Source organism: Acinetobacter sp. Tol 5 (genome assembly GCF_019702905.1).
GTDB classification, from domain to species: Bacteria; Pseudomonadota; Gammaproteobacteria; order Pseudomonadales; family Moraxellaceae; genus Acinetobacter; species Acinetobacter bereziniae.
The window spans coordinates 4,511,013-4,529,074 of sequence record NZ_AP024708.1 but is presented as its reverse complement, the minus strand read 5'-3'; the positions used below and the strand labels follow the sequence as shown (position 1 = coordinate 4,529,074).

Genomic DNA, 18,062 nt, shown 5'->3' with positions numbered 1-18,062 from the left:
CAAGTGACTGGCTTTTAATGTCATCTTGGATTTTAACTTAGAAACGGTATCCCGCACGAACGCCATAAGTGTTGTAGTCATCACCGAAACCAACACGACCTTCTAAGCTTACGTTTTGATTGAAGAATTTCTTCGCAGAAATACCCCATTCATCACGTTTCGTAAGATCATTGTTATAGTAATCAGCACCAACACTTAAAGTTTTATCTAAATATAAGTCACCACGTACTTTATATTCGTCTAAATCACCGAATGCGCCAAATGCTTCAAAGTTAGCATCATATTGACCCACTTTAGTTACATATTTAGCACGTACAGTTGGGTCTGCGCCGTCATCACCGTTTTTAACGTCATAACCCGTTACACCCAAAGCAAGTAATAAACCTGGTGCAGGTAAATAACCCACTTCAGCACCGTAAGTTGTTACTTTATTGTCGATGTCTGTACGATCGACTTCATGTTCGTCACGACCAATACGACCACTTACATAGAAGTCAGAGTTTGGTACGAAGTATTCAAGACCAGCACCGTATTGGCTGTCTTTTACACCGCTGTTTTTTGCATATTCTACATTGGCTTTTACATTACTTGCACGATCTAAGAATGCAGCTTCATTCAACGGTGAGTTACGTGTTTGTACTGGTTTAAAGTAATAAGTACCATCTACACCGAAGTTATGAGTAGCATCAGAGTTGTCCCAATCATTATAAGTATAAGAACCACCTACTTCTGCTTGGTAAGCATGTGCAGTGCCAGTTAAAGCGGCTACGGAAAAGATTGCAGATGCAATTGCTAATTTTTTCATGGAATTTGCCCCCTATGAAGAAGAATTGATTTATACATGTTTAGTTACAATTTTGAGTCTAGGTTAAATTCAAAAATCGTCAACCATGTGATGGTAACGAGACTGTAACAATAGTGAGTATATGTAAATAATTAATATTAAATATATGATAAATATGACTTAAATATTGTGTTTTGTTTTATTAAAACTGTGTAGATAATGTGGATATTGGTAGGCTTTGGGTAAGTGATGGACATACTTTGTAATAAAAAAGTATGTAGGCATTAACGAGCTCTTAATTAATTTATCAGTAGTATCATTTTTGAACACCATAATCGACGGTTACAAAGTGATTAAAGAGATTGTGAAGATTAATTTATTTCCCTCATGTTTGAAGAGCATTACTGAGCTTTATATGGAACTATAAAAAGCCATATCTCAACTTTTTGTACTCTGTGGTAGAATGCCTGCGAATTAAAAGACGTCAAATGTGAGATTAAAACTCGTGGAAATTAATCCTTATCTAGTTCAGCTAAAAGACTTAAATGACCGTGGTCTAACACTACGGGGGTATCTTTGACTACGATCTAAAGAAAGAGCGTTTAGAAGAGGTTCTCCGCGAGTTAGAAGATCCTGCGATCTGGAATGATCAAAGCCGTGCACAAGCTATGGCGAAAGAAAAAGGCGAGCTTGAAAACGTCATCAATGTGTTAGAAGGTTTGGCAACGCAGTTAGATGACGCCCAAGCTATGCTTGATCTAGCAGTTGAAGCAGATGATGAAAGCTTATTGGCTGATGTACAAGCTGAATTGAGCTCGGCTGAAGAAGAGTTGGCAAAACTTGAATTCCGTCGTATGTTTAGTAATCCAATGGATCCGAATCCTTGCTATGTAGAAATCCAAGCAGGTTCTGGTGGTACCGAAGCGCAAGATTGGGCTTCTATGCTGTTACGTATGTATATGCGTTGGATTGAACGTCATGGCTTTAAAGCAGAGTTGATGGAAGAATCTGATGGTGATGTTGCGGGTATCAAATCTGCAACAATTCGTGTAGAAGGTGAGTATGCATATGGTTGGTTACGTACCGAATCAGGTGTGCACCGTTTAGTCCGTAAGTCACCATTTGACTCTGGTAACCGCCGTCACACCTCATTCTCAGCGGTATTTGTTTCACCTGAAGTTGACGATAATATTGAAATTGATATTAATCCTGCTGACGTGCGTACAGATACCTACCGTGCATCAGGTGCGGGTGGTCAGCACATTAACAAAACAGACTCAGCCGTCCGTTTAACTCATGCACCAACAGGAATTGTGGTGGCTTGTCAGAACCAACGTTCACAACATGCCAACCGTGACCATGCTTGGAAACAATTACGTGCCAAATTATACGAATTGGAAATGAGTAAACGTAATGAGGCAGCTCAAGCACTTGAAGATTCCAAATCGGATATCGGTTGGGGAAGTCAGATTCGTTCATATGTATTGGATGACTCTCGTATTAAAGACTTACGTACAGGCGTAGAAAACTCAAATACCGGTGCAGTATTGGATGGTGATCTGGATAAATTTATTGAAGCCAGTTTAAAACAAGGTCTTTAATTTAAAATTTTAACAAAAGCAAAGCTTTATCTGTATTTTTGCAATATATCTAAAAAAATCGATATTAAAATCGAAAAAATGCGATATATTAAATGCAAAGATGCTGAATGGAGCTTTGCTCTGAATTGAATGTGTCTAAGATGGATATTGATTTAATTTCTAAAGCATTGGCGAATCCGACTCGACGTCAGATTTTGGAGTGGCTTAAAAACCCACAACAATATTTGTCTGAAGAGCAGTGCGGTGGCTTTGGGCGTGGTGTGTGTGCAGGGAATATCGAAAGACTCGGTAATGTCTCTCAATCTACTATGTCAAATCATTTGTCTGTTTTACAACAGTCAGGATTAATTCAGGCAGAAAAATATGGTCAGTGGTCATACTTTTCACGCAATGAAGCGCTCATTCAGCAATATATTGATTATCTACAAAACTCGCTTTAAGGTCTCAAATTCGGGACAGCGAGTGATGAGGCAAATATGGCTGAACTCAATTCTCCCCTTGTACTTGGCGATTTACATCTCAAAAATCGTGTGGTGATGGCTCCATTAACGCGTAGCCGTGCCACCGCTGATCGTGTACCTACAGCAATGATGGTTGAATACTATGCACAACGTGCTAGTGCAGGTTTAATCATTTCTGAAGCTACTGTCATTTCAGAAGAAGCCAATGGCTATCTCAATACCCCTGGATTATTTACTGAAGCACAGGTAGCAGGATGGAAACCTGTGACTCAAGCAGTGCATGATCGAGGTGGGTTAATTGTGGCGCAGTTATGGCATGTTGGTCGTGTTTCACATCCAGATTTACTTAATGGTGAAACCCCTGTATCTGCGAGTTCGATTCAGCAAGCAGGTCAGGTCAGTCTACTACGTCCTAAACGTGACTATGTGATTCCACGTACTTTAGAAATTTCTGAAATTCACAGCATTACGGAACAATATAAACAAGCTGCAATCAAAGCCAAACAAGCAGGTTTTGATGGTGTGGAATTACATGCAGCCAATGGTTATTTGATCGATCAATTCTTACAAAGTTCAACCAATCATCGTGAGGATGAATATGGTGGTTCGGTAGAAAATCGCGTCCGTTTTTTACTCGAAGTAGTAGATGCTTTAATCGAAGTATGGGGCGCAGGTCGTGTTGGTGTGCATCTCGCACCGCGTGGCGATGAACATGATATGGGTGACGCTGATCCACGTGAAACTTTTGGTTATGCACTTGAGCAACTTGGTCAGCGTAAAATTGCATTTTTCTTTACCCGTGAGTATTTGGCTGAAGACAGTATCAGTCAATATATGAAGCAGCGTTCAGGTGGCGTACCGTATATTGCCAATATGCGTTTAAGTCGTGAAGATGCGATTCAATTACTAGCATCCGGTCAGGCAGATGCTGTGTCATTTGGTAAGGCGTATATTGCCAACCCTGATTTGTTTGAGCGCTTGGTTCAAGATGCACCTTTGAATGAATTGGTGCTTGAAAATATGATTGGTTCGCAAACAGCAGAAGGCTATATTGATTATCCAGCTTTAGCTTAATCGCATTGTTGTTTTATAAGCTAAAACGATTTTTTACTAGAGCGTATGTAGCTGACTTCATGTAGCTAAAATATGCAAAGCTTTGCATCATAGGATCTCGTTCATATCGCAATCGCAAAAGATCAGATTGGGTTGTAGTATAAATATCTATGCTTCAACCCATAAAATTCCGATCAGATTTCATTTCTGATTAGCTAAACAAAGCATGCTTTTGTACTAATGGATTAGATGTCTTGGCTTTAGCAAAAAGTTTTTCAGTGCCGTGACAACAAATCGTTAAATATTATTCATTAACAACTGAATAATGCTCTGTTATATTTGCCCATTGATTTGTATAGAGGCATTCTGTTTGGCTACTCCTTTCTGGTATAACGCAGCACTTGCAATCGTCAAACCTTTGTATCGTTGGCGAATTAAAAAACGTGCACAAAATATGGCGGAATACCAACAAGAATGTCTCGAACGTTTTGGTCCATTTCAATCAGTAAAAAATCAACATGCAATTTGGTTTCACTGTGTCTCTGTAGGTGAAACCAATGCAGCACAACCGTTAATTGAGCATTATCTAAAGGCAGGTCATGCTGTTTTAGTGACCAATACAACAAAAACAGGACAAGCGCGCTCAAAGTCATTATTTTTAAAAGCACCGTATCAGTCGCTTTTTCAAGCGGTATATTTACCTGCGGATCAGAAGCATCTGATTGCTGATTTTTATCAAAAAAACCAGCCAAAACTGCTGATTTTAGTTGAAACAGAACTTTGGCCTAATCTGATTGATCAAAGCCAACAATTTAAAGTGCCGTGTATTTTGGTCAATGCCAGACTTTCAGAAAAGTCAGCCAAAGGTTATGCCAAAGCACCAAGTCTGACTTTACCGATGCTACAAAAAATGGATTTTTTATTGGCACAGGATCAAGCGACACAGCAGCGTTTTGTTGATTTAGGTATTCAGCAAGTTAAAACAGAAGTGGTTGGAAGTATTAAATTCGATATTTCTGCACCAGTGCAATTTTTACAACAGGCTGAACAGCTTCAACATGATTGGCATTTGAGTAATCGAAAAATTATAACCATTGCCAGTACGCATGCGCCTGAAGAAGAAAAACTACTGATGGCATTTAAGCCATACTTAGAACGTTATCCAGGCTGGGTATTGATTGTTGTACCCCGTCATCCTGCACGCTTTGATAATGTTTTTTCGACAGCGCAAAGCTTAGATTTAATCACCCATCGTCGTAGTTTAGAACAGACAATCCAAACGGATACTCAAGTTTATTTGGCCGATAGCATGGGCGAAATGTGGTTGTGGTATGCCTTGAGCCGAGCGTGTTTTGTTGGTGGCTCATTAAATGAACCGGGGGGTGGTCATAATATTTTGGAACCAATGGTTTTAGATGTTCCTACTGTGATTGGACCACGTTATTTTAATTTCCAAGCAATCGTAGATGAATTCTTACAGGCAGATGCTGTGAAAGTTGGACAAACAGTCGATGAGGTTGTTGCGCTATTGGTTCGCTGCTTGGAAGATCAGGATTTTTCCCACCATTTGAGTCAGCATGCAGTTGAAGTATTGAATCGTAATAAAGGTTCTTTACAGAAGCATATTGCCGTGATTGATCGCTATCTATAATTCGGTATTGTTGTGAAATCCGTTGTTGTAAAAAATTGCAATGCATCAAGCCAAATGAACCAGACTTTATTATGAATATTGTTCTTCTCGACCCTCGTCAAACGCAGTCCGATATTTGGAAAATCAGTTCCAATCGACAACTTGAACATTTACATCGTCATCTCGCGGTCAAGGTTGGCGATACATTGAAAGTAGGTGTCCGAGATGGAGATCGCTATTTAACGGAAATCATTGCTGTTTCTGAACAAGAGATTTTAATTAGACCGATTCAAAAAGAAGCCATTCCTGCAAAACTACCCATGACTTTGATTGTCGCTCTACCACGTCCGAAAGTATTGCGGCGTTTGATCATGGATGCAGTCACAATGGGCGTGCAGCAGATTATACTTATACATAGTTATCGTGTCGATAAAAGCTATTGGCAAACGCCTTTTTTACAACAAATTGAACACTACATAACGTTGGGGTTGGAGCAAGCTGGGGATACCATTGCCCCAAAAATAGAATTATATAAACGCTTTAAGCCCTTTGTGGAAGATGTTTTACCACAGTTGATTCACGCACACAGCCCAGCTTATGTGGCACATCCTTATATCGAACAACAGATGCCTTTTGCGATTGACCATGCATGTACTGTAATTATTGGTCCAGAGGGCGGTTTTATTCCCTATGAAATTGATTTGCTCATTAAAAACGGCTGCCAAGCTGTCAGCTTAGGCAACCGTATTCTACGCACTGAAACTGCGATTCCTTATGTCATTGGACGCTTATTTAGCACGAGCTGATTCAAGATCGTCGCTAGATGGATCACCACGATATACTTTGACTTCCTGAACTGGGTAAGGGATAGAAATATTATTTTCTGCAAAGGCTTCAAGTACATTTTCTTGAATTTGACTGATCGATGCAGCAGTGACAACTTGAGTGGTGTCTACCCACCAACGAACTGTTAAATTGACTGAGAAATCAGCTAAAGCAGTTACGTTTACAGTAAAGCCCGGTTGGCTCAAAATACGTTGATCTTTATCCAGTAATTTAAGAATAATATCTTTGGCTTTTTGTACATCATCTTCATAGCCAATACCGACCACAAATTCACAGCGACGACGCTGATAAGCCGTATTGACCGTGACTGCGCTGGTATAGACTGTCGCATTGGGAATCACAATACGGCGACCATCTGGTGAACGTAAGAAGGTTGCACGGATTTGAATATCTTCAACCGTACCTTCCATGTTATTCACGATGATGTCATCGCCAATTTTGAATGGTTCACCTAAAAGAATTAAAATACCTGAAAGTAGATTTTGGAAAATATCTTTAAAGGCAAAACCAATCGCAACCGAACCAATCCCCAAGGCACTCATCAATTGACCGGGTGTAAAACCAGGAATTGCGATGACCATGGCAATTAAAAAACCAAAAAATATAATTGCTGTACTGCCTACACGGTTCAATACTAAAACTAAATTTTGGCGTGTGTAGGTGCGATTTTCGAGTGTTCGACGAACAAAAAATTTAAACAGCTTTGACAATAACCAAAAAATGGTGATGACAATCAACGCAATGCATAAATAAGGCATACGCTCCCAAAAACCATCTACAAATTTATCAATGGTTGTGTATGCATCTTTATATTTTTCGGTATGTTGAATTACCGTTTGCGCAGTTTTTTCACCTGCAGAACTAATCAATTGAGTCGTGTCTTGCGCAACGGTACTCAATGCATTTGCATCTTCAGCCACAATGATGTCCAATAAAATAATTGGCATATTTTGCCTGAAATTTTAAAGAAGTTAAGCCTTGATTACAGTTTTTCGTATAACCGAAAAATAAAATAATATTGATGAGAATTTTACCAGCATTGATAAAGTTGATTGCAAAGTCAATCCGCTTTAAAAATATTCAGTACTCTTTTGAATGATCGTAGTGGGACTGCCAATTTCTCCTGTACCTACCATAAAAGACACAATACTGGTGGATGCAAATAATCCAATCACAAAACTAATGATCATCAACCAAGCGAGTAATTTTTCAATGAATGCAGATGGGCGGGGATGACCGAAACGGTTGGCTTTGCTGCAACCACGTGCAAAGAGCAAATAAAATGCCATAAAAAACTGTATGATTGGAATCAAACACAGCACTATCCACCAACCTGATTTATTGCGATCATGAAGTCGACGAATCACTACCACGAACATGAAATATAAATATGTGCAGCTCAATAAGATATAACTCATTTGACTGAGTGTAGAAAGAGAATGGATGGCATGTTGGCTGAAATGCATTGAATCCAAATTCAAAATTCCCAGCATCACACTTAGACTCAACAGTGCAAAAGTAAAAAACAGCTGTAAGATCCCGAACCAAGCAATATAACTCAAACGATTAAAACGACCGTGTATCGATAGTGGATGATCAGTTTGTGGAATGACCTGTTTTGAGAAAAATGAAGAGGATTCTTGTGTTTGCATGATGATTGTGTCCAGTTGAAGAAATTCAGTAAGGAAATGTTTTTTTCTGAAAAAAACCATATGCACTTATCACCACAAATTATAAGATCAAAAAAGCGACATAGATATTGAAAATTCGAATGTTTTGGCAAATGACTTAACATTTTCCGATGGTTAAAGTGACCCCCGTGTCTACGACCAAAGCACAATTGTTAATCAAATTGCGCTATCGTAATACTGAACACATGCAGCAAATAAAATCAATAACGTAGGCATACATCTCGTGATGAGATGACAGATCAAGGAAGCAGAATATGAACGAAATATATCCAGTTCCAGAACAATTTGTAAAAACCGCAAGAACCAATGAACAAGAGTATTTTGAACGTTATCAACAGTCAGTGGAGCATCCAGACGAGTTTTGGGCAGAAGCAGCAAAAAAACTGGATTGGATCAAACCATTTACTCAAGTTAAAAATACCAGTTTTGACAAAGATCATTTTAAGATTGAATGGTTTGCGGATGGTGAGTTGAATGTCAGTGCCAACTGTTTAGATCGTCATCTCAAAGAGCATCCACTTAAACCTGCAATCATCTGGGAAGGTGATCATCCATCACGACATAAAATTATTTCTTTTGAAGAGCTGCATGATGAAGTCTGTCGTTTTGCCAATGTATTGAAAAAAAACGGGATAACCAAAGGTGATCGGGTCATTTTGTATATGCCGATGATTCCCGAAGCTGCAATCGCGATGTTGGCATGTGCACGTATAGGGGCGGTGCATTGTGTGGTTTTTGGAGGATTCTCTCCTGACTCTTTGGCCAGCCGAATTGATGACAGTCAAGCTAAATTAGTCATTACCGCTGATCAGGGGATGCGTGGCGGAAAAACTATCCCATTGAAAGAAAATGTGGATGCTGCCTTGACTTTTGCGGGGACCAGTTCTGTTGAAAAAATGATTGTCGTCCATCGTACTGGGCACCCTATTCAGATGAAAGAGGGACGCGATTTGTGGTATCACATGGAAATTATGACGGTGACAGACATCTGCCCGCCAGAAGCCATGAACGCCGAAGATCCTTTATTTATCTTATATACTTCAGGTTCCACAGGAAAACCGAAAGGTGTTTTACATACTACAGGAGGTTACCTGACTTATGTGAACTCAACCTTTAGAGAAGTATTTGATATTAAGCAAGATGATGTGTTTTGGTGCACTGCTGATGTTGGATGGATTACAGGGCATTCTTATGTGCTTTATGGACCACTCTCTAACGGTACTACCACAGTAATGTCTGAAGGGATTCCACAATATCCAACTTGGGCACGTACTGGACATATTGTCGATAAGCATAATATTACGATTCTTTATACAGCACCGACAGCAATTCGCGCCATGATGCGTGAGGGTGATGCATTCGTTCGTGAGAGTGACCGCAGTAGTTTGCGTTTATTGGGCTCAGTAGGCGAACCAATAAATCCTGAAGCTTGGAATTGGTATTATACCGTAGTGGGTGAAAGCCGTTGTCCGATTGTCGATACATGGTGGCAAACCGAAACAGGCGGAATTTTAATTTCACCATTGCCAGGCGCAACTGCACTAAAACCAGGTTCTGCAACACGTCCTTTATTTGGAATACAACCTGCGCTGGTTGATGCAGAAGGTCAGGAACTGCAAGGAGAAGCTGAAGGGAACTTGATTATCAAAGATTCTTGGCCGGGGCAAATGCGCACCATTTGGGGAGATCCTGAGCGATTTATTGAAGCCTATTTCTCAACCTATCCTGGAAGTTATTTCACAGGTGATGGTGCACGACGGGATAAAGATGGTTATTACTGGATTACTGGGCGCGTCGATGATGTATTGAATGTTTCAGGTCATCGTTTAGGTACGGCTGAAATTGAAAGTGCGTTGGTAGCGCATGAAAAAGTTGCTGAATCTGCCGTAGTGGGTATGCCTCATGAGATCAAGGGGCAAGGAATTGCAGCTTATGTAACCTTACAAGCGGGCGAGGCTGAAACAGAAGAATTGCGTAAAGAACTGGTCAATTGGGTTCGTAAAGTATTGGGACCTGTCGCAACACCAGATGCCATTTATTGGGCACCGGCTTTACCAAAGACCCGTTCAGGTAAGATTATGCGTCGGATTCTAAGAAAAATTGCTGCCAATGAATTAGACAGTTTAGGCGATACCTCGACTTTGGCGGATCCAAGTGTAGTGGATCAATTGATTACAGAAGTCAAAGCTCACACTTGATCAAGCTCGCGAGTAGCTTTTGGTTAGGCTAAAGTTTGATACCGTCAGCTCAATACTGGCGGTATTTTTTAAGTGCTATTTTCAAAGGATCGAATAAGTAACGCAAGCATTGTGATAAGGTCATCTTGCTTGATCTGCTAAGCTCAATAAATTGGATATAAGAGTTAAAATGATGAATGCACCACAATCTGTTTTAAATCTTTCGGCTTTGAATATTGCAAAAGAACTGGCAAAGCAATTTGCACAAACAGCAGCTGAGCGAGACAAAGCAGGAGGCAATCCGAAGTTTGAACGTGATTTGATCCGCAAAAGTGGTTTATTGAGCCTGGCTATTCCACAACAATATGGTGGGCAAGGCGCAGATTGGAAGACAATTTTTCAGACAGTTCAAACCATTGCTCAAGTGGATAGTTCCTTAGCACATGTCTATGCTTTTCATCATTTATTGATCGCCACCGTTCAGCTCTTTGCTCAACCTGAGCAGTATCAGCAATGGTTTGAGCAAACTGTGCAACAACATTTATTTTGGGGTAATACGCTCAACCCTTTAGATAAACGAACTACTGTTCAGCAAGTGTCTGAAAATGAATTTATTTTTCATGGTGATAAAAGTTTCTGTTCAGGTTCCATAGACTCAGATATTTTACTGTGTTCTGGTTTTAATGATGCAGATCAGTTGCTGATTGCTGTGATTCCAACCCAACGAGAAGGAGTAAGCTTTTTAGGGGATTGGAACAATATGGGACAACGTCAGACAGACAGTGGAACTAGCCATTTTGAACAAGTGAAAGTATATAAAAATGAGTTGCTTTTAAATCCTGGACCATTAAGTACGCCGTATTCAAGTTTACGTCCACTGATTGCTCAATTGATTTTTGTGCATCTTTTCCTAGGTGTCGCAGAGGGTGCATTTGAAGTCGCTCGACAATCGATACAAACACAAAAAGCATGGTCAAAATCTTTGGCTGAGCAAGCGATACATGATCCGTATATCCAAACGCATTTTGCTGATTTTTATGTCCAGCTACAAAGCGTACGCTTACTGACAGAGCAGGCAGTTGAAGCATTGCAAGCGGCTTGGAATATTGGTGAAGATTTAACTGAACAGCAACGGGGTCAGGTGTCAATCGCAATTGCGACTGCAAAAATTGCTGCTACGAATAGCTCACTATTCGTGACCCAAAATATTTTTCAAGTTTTGGGTGCGCGTGCAACCACAGCACAATTGAATTTAGACCGTTTTTGGCGAAATGTACGCACACAAACTTTACATGATCCAATCGACTATAAATATCAAGAGGTTGGGGAGTGGGTGTTGACAGGAAAAGTTCCTGATCCAAGTTTTTATTCTTGACTAAGTTCAGCCATTCCATTTGTCTATGTAACCAAACTTAGATATAGTCAAACCACCTGATTATTCATACAAGTGATTTATCTTCAAACAAGCATATGCTTTTTATATGGATTTTTGAAAGTTTTGCATAAACAGTTTTTTGTATTTTTTTGATTCACAGACAGTCTTGCTATCGTGAGGCGACATGGATGTCGCCATGTTGGGCGGGGGTATATGAGCAAAAACAAAGCACTGCTTTGTTTGCAGTGCAAGAACCCTTTTAAACGAAAGATTTTTGTTATCTTTTCATCTCTGAAAAGTGAAGCATTGCCTACGCAAACCGATTTAAACTATAGATCTAAAGTGTGGTATTGCAAGCTTTAGATTATCAAACAATATATTTATCATATTGAATTTATTGGTCTAAAAATTATATTTACTGTATTTTTTTTCAAAAAATTGACTACAGGTAAGAAGTTGAGACTGCGCACAAGCTTTGAATCGCTGAGAGGTACATGGCGTACCTCACTTCGACAATCAAGAAAGGTTAAGGATGAGATGTCTGTTTCAAGGTATTCAATACTTCATAAGCGGCTTGAATACGTTCGGCATTTGCAATTCTTTTATTCATCAGCATGACCAAGCCAAATTTTTCCGCAGGAATATAAATCAGATAGGTTCCAAAACCATTTGTTGATCCTGTTTTATGGAATACTCTTGCCCCTGATTTGACCAGTGTTTTTTCAACTGGGTTTGATTGCATCACCACACGGTCAGAGTTGCTTTCTAATAATGTTTCTAAGCTTGCTGGATAGTCGAAAGTTTCCCATCCAAGTGCTTGGGTCATCCCTCCCATTTTAAAGTAACCGATATGCGTTCCTTCGATTGCAGGTCGAATGGATGCCTTCGCTTGATCTGGATTTAAGTTCAATTTTAAGAACTGTAGTAGATCAGGAAGGTTTGATTTCACTCCATAGGCTTGAGCATCGAAAGGTCCCGGATTAACTCGAATTGGGCGATTGTTTTGATCATAGCCAAAAGCATACTGGGCTTGTTGTGCTTTTGGGACGTTGACATAACTATGTTGGAGCTGAAGTTGAGGAAAGATAACTCGCTCTAATAATGTGCTAAACGGCATGTTCATGGCTTTTGCAGTAGCTTCACCAAATAACCCGATACTAGGGTTTGAATATTGTCTAAATTGACCAACGGGTTGATTGACCTTCCAATCTTGAAAGTATTTAAGCGTTTGTGCATCGGTTTTGATTTGATCAGGAAATTGTAATGGCAGATTACCCGTGGTGTAGGTTGCCAACTGCAAAAGTGTGACTTGATTAATTTCTGAATTTTTTAATGCAGGTAAATATTTTCCTGGATGGTCTTGAAGTGATAGTTTAGATAAACTTTGCGCATAACTGCCCGCCGTTGCAGTAAACAGTTTACTCACAGAGCCTAATTCAAACAGGGTACTTTTATTGACTGATTTCTTGTCAGCAAGTGATTGTACACCATAGTATTTTTCATAACTTTTGCCTTGGTACAGTACTCCAATTGCCATCCCGGGTACTGCATATTTTTGCATTAAGGGCTGAAATGCCTGAGTCATTGCATTTTCAACCTTTGCTGTGGTTATTTGCTGATTGGCATTTACATAAGTCGTCAGTCCCATGCTACTGATCAGGACGTAAAAGATCGTTTTTGTTTTCTTTAAAAGAGCCATAACCATTTATTCCAATCTATACAGGCAAAAAGAAATTATTTTAATGTGGATTAGAGATTTTCCAAGATCAAGCTTGTTGAGTATATGTATGTCGAGATAAATACTTGAAGCAAAATAGATGATTAAAACAAATCAATCGGTGAAGAACGATATTTTATAGCTGATAGGGCTGTTCATACTGAACGACCATGAAACTTTAGCGATGTCAAAAAAAAATCCCTCAAGCCGAGTCATGAGGGATAAGCTGCAAATTTTGTTTTAGTTGTTTATTGTTGTTTTCTACGGCACAAACTCTGGCGCTAGAAATGATCAGGCTGATTTCGCAGTAATTTGCGCTTTTTGAGTTTCTTCAAGTTGACGTACCAAAGGCAGCACTTTTTCTCCAAAATATTCAACTTCCTCAATAAAATGTAAGAAGCCCGAAAGAACGAGGTCGACGCCCACACTTTTTAACTCAACGATTCGTTCAGCAATCTGTTGCGGTGTGCCAATCAAATTGGTCTTAAAGCCATCGTTATATTGCACCAAGTCTTCAAAAGTTGATTTTGCCCAGTTACCTTCGCCCTCTTTAGAGGCGGCACCTGCTTCACGGGTTGCATCACCAAAAGCATTGACTGCTTCAACATTGGCTTGATCAATAATTTCTTGTAATACTGCTTTGGCTTCTTGCTCTGTATCACGGGCAATAATAAAAGCATTGACCCCAATTTTTACTGAATGACCATTCAGCTTGGCTTTTTCTCGAATATCATCAATTTGCTTTTTTAATTCTTCAGGAGTATTGCCATTGGTAAAATACCAATCAGATACACGAGATGCCATATCACGTGCTGCACGAGAACTTCCTCCCTGAAACACTTCAATATGCGGTTTTTGCAAAGGTTTTGGTTTTAAGGTGTAGTCTTTAAACTGATAATATTTACCATCGAAACTATAGTTATCTGTAGTCCATATTCCTTTTAAAGTTCGAATAAATTCTTCAGAACGGACATAGCGCTCATCATGTTCAGGCCATGGTTCACCGATGGCATCAAACTCACCACGAAACCAACCGCTCACCACATTAATGGCAATACGACCATTAGTCAGATAGTCGATCGTTGCCAATTGTTTGGCCGCTAAAACAGGTTTCCATGGACCAGGTAGGATTGCAGCAATCACTTTTAATTTGTCCGTCTTCGCCAATAAAGCATGGCTAAAACTTACAGACTCATGTTGATTTTCAGCGCCATAGCCTGCGGTGAAACGAATTTGGGTGAGGGCATATTCGAAACCACTTTTTTCAGCCGCTTGTGCTAAGCGGACATTATAGTCATAGCTCCAGTCGGTACGTTGTTCAATATTACTGACCACTAAACCACCGCTGACATTGGGCACCCAATATGCAAACTTAATGGCTGGAGTATGGTTTGATGAAAACTGTGACATAACATGACCCTCTATTTTTTATTATCTGCGGCAACAAGGTTGCAATTAAGCAACCTGTGATTGTGGTGATTTGGATTTTGCATGAAGACGGTTTTCTGCTGCATCCAAGTTTGGGATTGCAGCTGAAGGTAGTACCTCATCTTGCTCGATTTGTTTGTTAATCCCTAAGTTTTGATTGGCTTGTTCCGTCTTAGCTTTGACAACCTCAGCACGTTGCCCTTTTGCAGGAGCCCATTCCAAAATTGGCAATGCGCGTGCAACAGCCAAAGTAATACGATCTTGAATATGTTCACTTTTTATGGTGTATTCAGGTGTGAAATCACGATCGGTTGCATAGACACCAATCGGTAGGGTTTGAGCTTGAAAAAAGCTAAATAATGGACGAAGCTGATGTTCCAATACCAATGCATGGCGATCGCTTCCGCCTGAAGCAGCCAGTAATACCGGCACATCCACCAGTGCTGTTTGTTCAACAAAGTCAAAGAAATGTTTAAATAAACCTGTGAATGACGCACGGTATACAGGCGTACCCACGATCAAGGCATCTGCTGCTTCGACTGCTGCTAAATCATCTTGTACACGTTGTGGAAGCTGATTACGGTAAATTGCACCACCCAGTAAATGACCAATTTCACTGAATTTAATAAAATGCACATTGATCGGAGTTGCTTGACCGAGCTCATCTAAAATGGCTTGAACTAAACTTTCTGTTTTTGAAGGGTTATTTAAGCCCCCTGATACAGCAACAATATTTAAGGGTTTTTGTTGAGTATAAATAGACATGTTGGCAACCTAATAAATTGAATCTCGGAATGCCATTCATTTATCTATATTCAGTGAGATTGGTAAAATAATGAAAAACAGATTGGTTATCAGTTTTTGAGATATACAGGAAAATGCTTCATTTTAAGGAGAAGATATAGTCTAAATTGCTGAACTTATTTGATATTATTTATTTGGATAAGCAATTCATTTTTAGATGTTTATTTTATATTTAAAAGTGATATTTAAATCTGTATTTTGAGAAATAACCGAAAAAGAGTAGGGAATTCTCATTAAAGCACACAAATAATTCAAAAATTCGTTAATATTAACGTATCTTAAATAGCAATAGTGCGGTTAGAATAAAAGAACTGTGCTAGAGATCTCTCACTTCGCTTATGAATATTTTAATCGTTGATGATCATCCACTGTTTCGCCATGCGTTAATTCAGGCGGTTCGTTATAGTTTGCCACAAGCTCAAATCAGTGAAACTGCGGCTGTTAATGAGTTCTACGAGCGTTTGGAAAATGGTCCTGAACCAGATTTAGTCTTATTGGATTTAAATTTACCTGGCGCATCGGGTTTCTCTGCATTGGTCCATGTTCGTGCACAGTATCCAGCGATTCCAATTATTGTGGTATCAGCCCACGAAGAAGCATCGATTATTCAGCGTGCGATTGCGCACGGTGCAATGGGTTATATTCCGAAGTCTGCGCATCCAAGCCATATTGGGGAAGCAATTCGCCAAGTATTAGAAGGCGAAATTTGGTTGCCGCCAAATTTACCGACTGCGAATATGAATTTTGACCCTCGTGCTGCAGATGAAACAGCTTTGGCAGAGCGTATCCAATCTCTAACGCCACAGCAATTCCGTGTCTTAATGATGGTTGCCGAAGGTTTGCTGAATAAACAAATCGCATATGAACTGGATGTTTCTGAAGCGACGATTAAAGCGCATGTGACTGCAATATTCCGTAAGTTGGGTGTACAAAATCGTACTCAAGCTGTCTTGGCAATCAATGCACTGAACATCGAAGAGAAAAAAGTTTAAGGTTGTTCTGATGATTCAGTGAACATTAGAAAAGTCTCTAAAATTATGAGAAGAGTGTATTAAAAATATGCTCTTTTTTATATTTTAAAATTCATTTTTAAGTTTTATTTTTATAAAATTTAGTTTGTTATCGGTATTTTATTCTTTGCTAAGCAAGGAATGAATCTCCGATAATTTTTTCACTTTTATCAATTATTCAAAATAGGCGTATACTGATCAGACATGAGGAAAAACTATGTCTGATGCATCTGAATCTACAGCGTATATTGAGTATGGTACTCGTCCCTTTCTGGCGATTTTGCTGTCACTATTTCTAGCAGGGTTTGCGGTATTTTCATCATTGTATTGTGTTCAGCCGATGATGCCTTTTCTGGCAAAATTCTTTCATGTGACCCCTACACATAGCAGTTTCCCACTTTCATTTTCCACCATTACATTGGCTTTGGGGCTTTTGTTTGCAGGGTTAATCTCAGATCGTTATGGTCGTAAACAGATCATGACGATTTCTTTGTTTTCAACAGCCACTTTATTATTAATTAGCTCATTACTACCCTATTGGGAAATCTTCCTTGCCACACGAATGCTGATTGGTCTGGCGGTGAGTGGAGTTGCATCAGTAGCGATGACCTATATTGGCGAAGAAATCGCACAAAAAGATGTTGGCTTTGCAATGGGTTTGTATATTTCAGGTACTGCGATTGGCGGTATGAGTGGGCGCTTAATCGCAGGCGTTTTACTGGATTATATTTCATGGCAAACAGCTACTATGATTATTGGCATACTCAATTTATTGATCGCCATCACTTTCTATGTTGCACTCCCTGTGTCCAAACACTTTAAATCTTATCCGATTCAATTCTCTCGCTTTATCGAATCGTTCAAGAAAAACCTCTCTGATGCAAAATTAAGATTCCTATTCATCGAAGGTTTTATTTTGATGGGTTGCTTTGTCACTGTGTTTAATTACATGAGCTATCATCTTTTAGAAAAACCTTTTGAGTTGTCTCAGACGTGGATTGGCTTGATTTCGATCGCCTATTTATCAGGTATTTATAGCTCACCACGTGCAGCTGGCTGGAGTCGTCGATTTGGACGTGCAAAAGTCTTGATTGCGATGTTTTGTAGTATGGCGCTAGGTTTGTGGATAATGTTCATTCCATCTTTATGGACTGTGTTAATTGGGTTATTTATTTTCACCTTTTCATTTTTTGCGGCACATTCCACCTCAAGCAGTTGGGTATCTATACAGTCTTTACAATATCGTGCAGTCGGTTCTTCGCTGTATTTGTTCTGCTACTATCTCGGTTCAAGCCTGTTGGGCAGTGGTAGTGGCTTGATTTGGGAAAAATATGGCTGGTCGGGTTTAACCGTAAGCATAACTGTTGTACTGGGTATTGGGTTATTGGTCGCGCTAAAATTAAATCAAATGCAGAAGCAAACTGACTCAGATTCGACAAAGCTTGAATCGAACTAAATTGCCCTGAGCTTTTATTGATTGATTCA

At 39.6% G+C, this 18,062-nt stretch carries 15 protein-coding genes; 9 read left to right on the top strand and 6 right to left on the bottom strand.

The genetic code is table 11. The annotated features are described in order from the left end of the window. Positions 1-37: 37 nt before the first annotated feature. Positions 38-805 carry a putative porin gene (locus TOL5_RS20995; protein WP_009585116.1) on the bottom strand — a complete coding sequence of 256 codons (768 nt, stop codon included), beginning with the start codon at positions 803-805 and terminating at the stop codon, positions 38-40. Between the two features lie 484 nt (positions 806-1,289). Between TOL5_RS20995 and prfB the strand changes: the two genes are divergently transcribed. The 5 genes from prfB to TOL5_RS20970 all read left to right on the top strand — a co-directional run bounded on the left by prfB (position 1,290) and on the right by TOL5_RS20970 (position 6,335). Next, positions 1,290-2,385, top strand: a protein-coding gene (gene prfB, locus TOL5_RS20990; RefSeq protein WP_100250478.1) for a peptide chain release factor 2 whose coding sequence is annotated in 2 segments (ribosomal slippage) — positions 1,290-1,361 and positions 1,363-2,385 — 1,095 coding nt in all. Because the reading frame shifts where the segments join, the coding sequence is not laid out codon by codon here. 140 nt (positions 2,386-2,525) lie between these two features. After that, entirely contained in the window at positions 2,526-2,825 is a 300-nt protein-coding gene (locus TOL5_RS20985; protein ID WP_009585144.1) for an ArsR/SmtB family transcription factor, read from the top strand. A 36-nt stretch (positions 2,826-2,861) separates the two neighbouring features. Beyond that, entirely contained in the window at positions 2,862-3,920 is a 1,059-nt protein-coding gene (locus tag TOL5_RS20980) for an alkene reductase (RefSeq protein ID WP_121774057.1), read from the top strand. 349 nt (positions 3,921-4,269) lie between these two features. After that, the gene (locus TOL5_RS20975; protein WP_162987664.1) at positions 4,270-5,550 is read left to right on the top strand and encodes a 3-deoxy-D-manno-octulosonic acid transferase; all 1,281 of its coding nucleotides are present in this window, start codon (positions 4,270-4,272) and stop codon (positions 5,548-5,550) included. Between the two features lie 71 nt (positions 5,551-5,621). Next, positions 5,622-6,335 carry a 16S rRNA (uracil(1498)-N(3))-methyltransferase gene (locus TOL5_RS20970; RefSeq protein WP_121774059.1) on the top strand — a complete coding sequence of 238 codons (714 nt, stop codon included), beginning with the start codon at positions 5,622-5,624 and terminating at the stop codon, positions 6,333-6,335. Here the strand turns inward: TOL5_RS20970 and TOL5_RS20965 are convergent. Both TOL5_RS20965 and TOL5_RS20960 read right to left on the bottom strand, forming a co-directional pair. Next, entirely contained in the window at positions 6,318-7,322 is a 1,005-nt protein-coding gene (locus tag TOL5_RS20965; RefSeq protein ID WP_004832039.1) for a mechanosensitive ion channel family protein, read from the bottom strand. The genes TOL5_RS20970 and TOL5_RS20965 overlap by 18 nt on opposite strands. 123 nt (positions 7,323-7,445) lie before the next feature. Continuing rightward, positions 7,446-8,027, bottom strand: coding sequence for a DUF805 domain-containing protein (locus tag TOL5_RS20960; protein WP_121774078.1), 582 nt, complete (start codon positions 8,025-8,027; stop codon positions 7,446-7,448). Between the two features lie 293 nt (positions 8,028-8,320). On the opposite strand from TOL5_RS20960, the gene acs reads away from it, so the two are divergent. Beyond that, positions 8,321-10,264, top strand: a complete 1,944-nt coding sequence (gene acs, locus TOL5_RS20955; protein ID WP_009585117.1) for an acetate--CoA ligase — start codon at positions 8,321-8,323, stop codon at positions 10,262-10,264. 169 nt (positions 10,265-10,433) lie between these two features. Next, complete coding sequence (locus TOL5_RS20950; RefSeq protein WP_121774060.1) at positions 10,434-11,618, top strand: acyl-CoA dehydrogenase family protein; 1,185 nt, start codon at positions 10,434-10,436, stop codon at positions 11,616-11,618. 526 nt (positions 11,619-12,144) lie between these two features. Here the strand turns inward: TOL5_RS20950 and ampC are convergent. The 3 genes from ampC to msuE form a co-directional block, all read right to left on the bottom strand. Continuing rightward, positions 12,145-13,317 carry a class C beta-lactamase gene (ampC, locus tag TOL5_RS20945; RefSeq protein ID WP_121774061.1) on the bottom strand — a complete coding sequence of 391 codons (1,173 nt, stop codon included), beginning with the start codon at positions 13,315-13,317 and terminating at the stop codon, positions 12,145-12,147. A 309-nt stretch (positions 13,318-13,626) separates the two neighbouring features. Beyond that, complete coding sequence (sfnG, locus tag TOL5_RS20940; protein ID WP_009585143.1) at positions 13,627-14,745, bottom strand: dimethylsulfone monooxygenase SfnG; 1,119 nt, start codon at positions 14,743-14,745, stop codon at positions 13,627-13,629. A gap of 45 nt (positions 14,746-14,790) precedes the next feature. Continuing rightward, positions 14,791-15,528 (bottom strand): FMN reductase, encoded by a 738-nt coding sequence (msuE, locus tag TOL5_RS20935; protein ID WP_004832030.1) that lies wholly within the window; start codon positions 15,526-15,528, stop codon positions 14,791-14,793. A 377-nt stretch (positions 15,529-15,905) separates the two neighbouring features. Between msuE and TOL5_RS20930 the strand changes: the two genes are divergently transcribed. Further along, complete coding sequence (locus tag TOL5_RS20930; RefSeq protein ID WP_004832028.1) at positions 15,906-16,559, top strand: response regulator; 654 nt, start codon at positions 15,906-15,908, stop codon at positions 16,557-16,559. A gap of 235 nt (positions 16,560-16,794) precedes the next feature. After that, a complete protein-coding gene (locus tag TOL5_RS20925; RefSeq protein ID WP_005034625.1) occupies positions 16,795-18,033 on the top strand; it encodes an MFS transporter in 1,239 nt (412 codons plus the stop codon). The last annotated feature ends 29 nt before the right edge of the window (positions 18,034-18,062 follow it).

Coding starts and splice junctions, on each gene's coding strand:
- TOL5_RS20960 (WP_121774078.1), bottom strand. CDS start 8,027: ATGCAAACACAAGAATCCTCTTCATTTTTCTCAAAACAGGTCATTCCA.
- sfnG (WP_009585143.1), bottom strand. CDS start 14,745: ATGTCACAGTTTTCATCAAACCATACTCCAGCCATTAAGTTTGCATAT.
- acs (WP_009585117.1), top strand. CDS start 8,321: ATGAACGAAATATATCCAGTTCCAGAACAATTTGTAAAAACCGCAAGA.
- TOL5_RS20925 (WP_005034625.1), top strand. CDS start 16,795: ATGTCTGATGCATCTGAATCTACAGCGTATATTGAGTATGGTACTCGT.
- TOL5_RS20995 (WP_009585116.1), bottom strand. CDS start 805: ATGAAAAAATTAGCAATTGCATCTGCAATCTTTTCCGTAGCCGCTTTA.
- TOL5_RS20965 (WP_004832039.1), bottom strand. CDS start 7,322: ATGCCAATTATTTTATTGGACATCATTGTGGCTGAAGATGCAAATGCA.
- TOL5_RS20985 (WP_009585144.1), top strand. CDS start 2,526: ATGGATATTGATTTAATTTCTAAAGCATTGGCGAATCCGACTCGACGT.
- ampC (WP_121774061.1), bottom strand. CDS start 13,317: ATGGCTCTTTTAAAGAAAACAAAAACGATCTTTTACGTCCTGATCAGT.
- TOL5_RS20980 (WP_121774057.1), top strand. CDS start 2,862: ATGGCTGAACTCAATTCTCCCCTTGTACTTGGCGATTTACATCTCAAA.
- TOL5_RS20950 (WP_121774060.1), top strand. CDS start 10,434: ATGATGAATGCACCACAATCTGTTTTAAATCTTTCGGCTTTGAATATT.
- msuE (WP_004832030.1), bottom strand. CDS start 15,528: ATGTCTATTTATACTCAACAAAAACCCTTAAATATTGTTGCTGTATCA.
- TOL5_RS20970 (WP_121774059.1), top strand. CDS start 5,622: ATGAATATTGTTCTTCTCGACCCTCGTCAAACGCAGTCCGATATTTGG.
- TOL5_RS20930 (WP_004832028.1), top strand. CDS start 15,906: ATGAATATTTTAATCGTTGATGATCATCCACTGTTTCGCCATGCGTTA.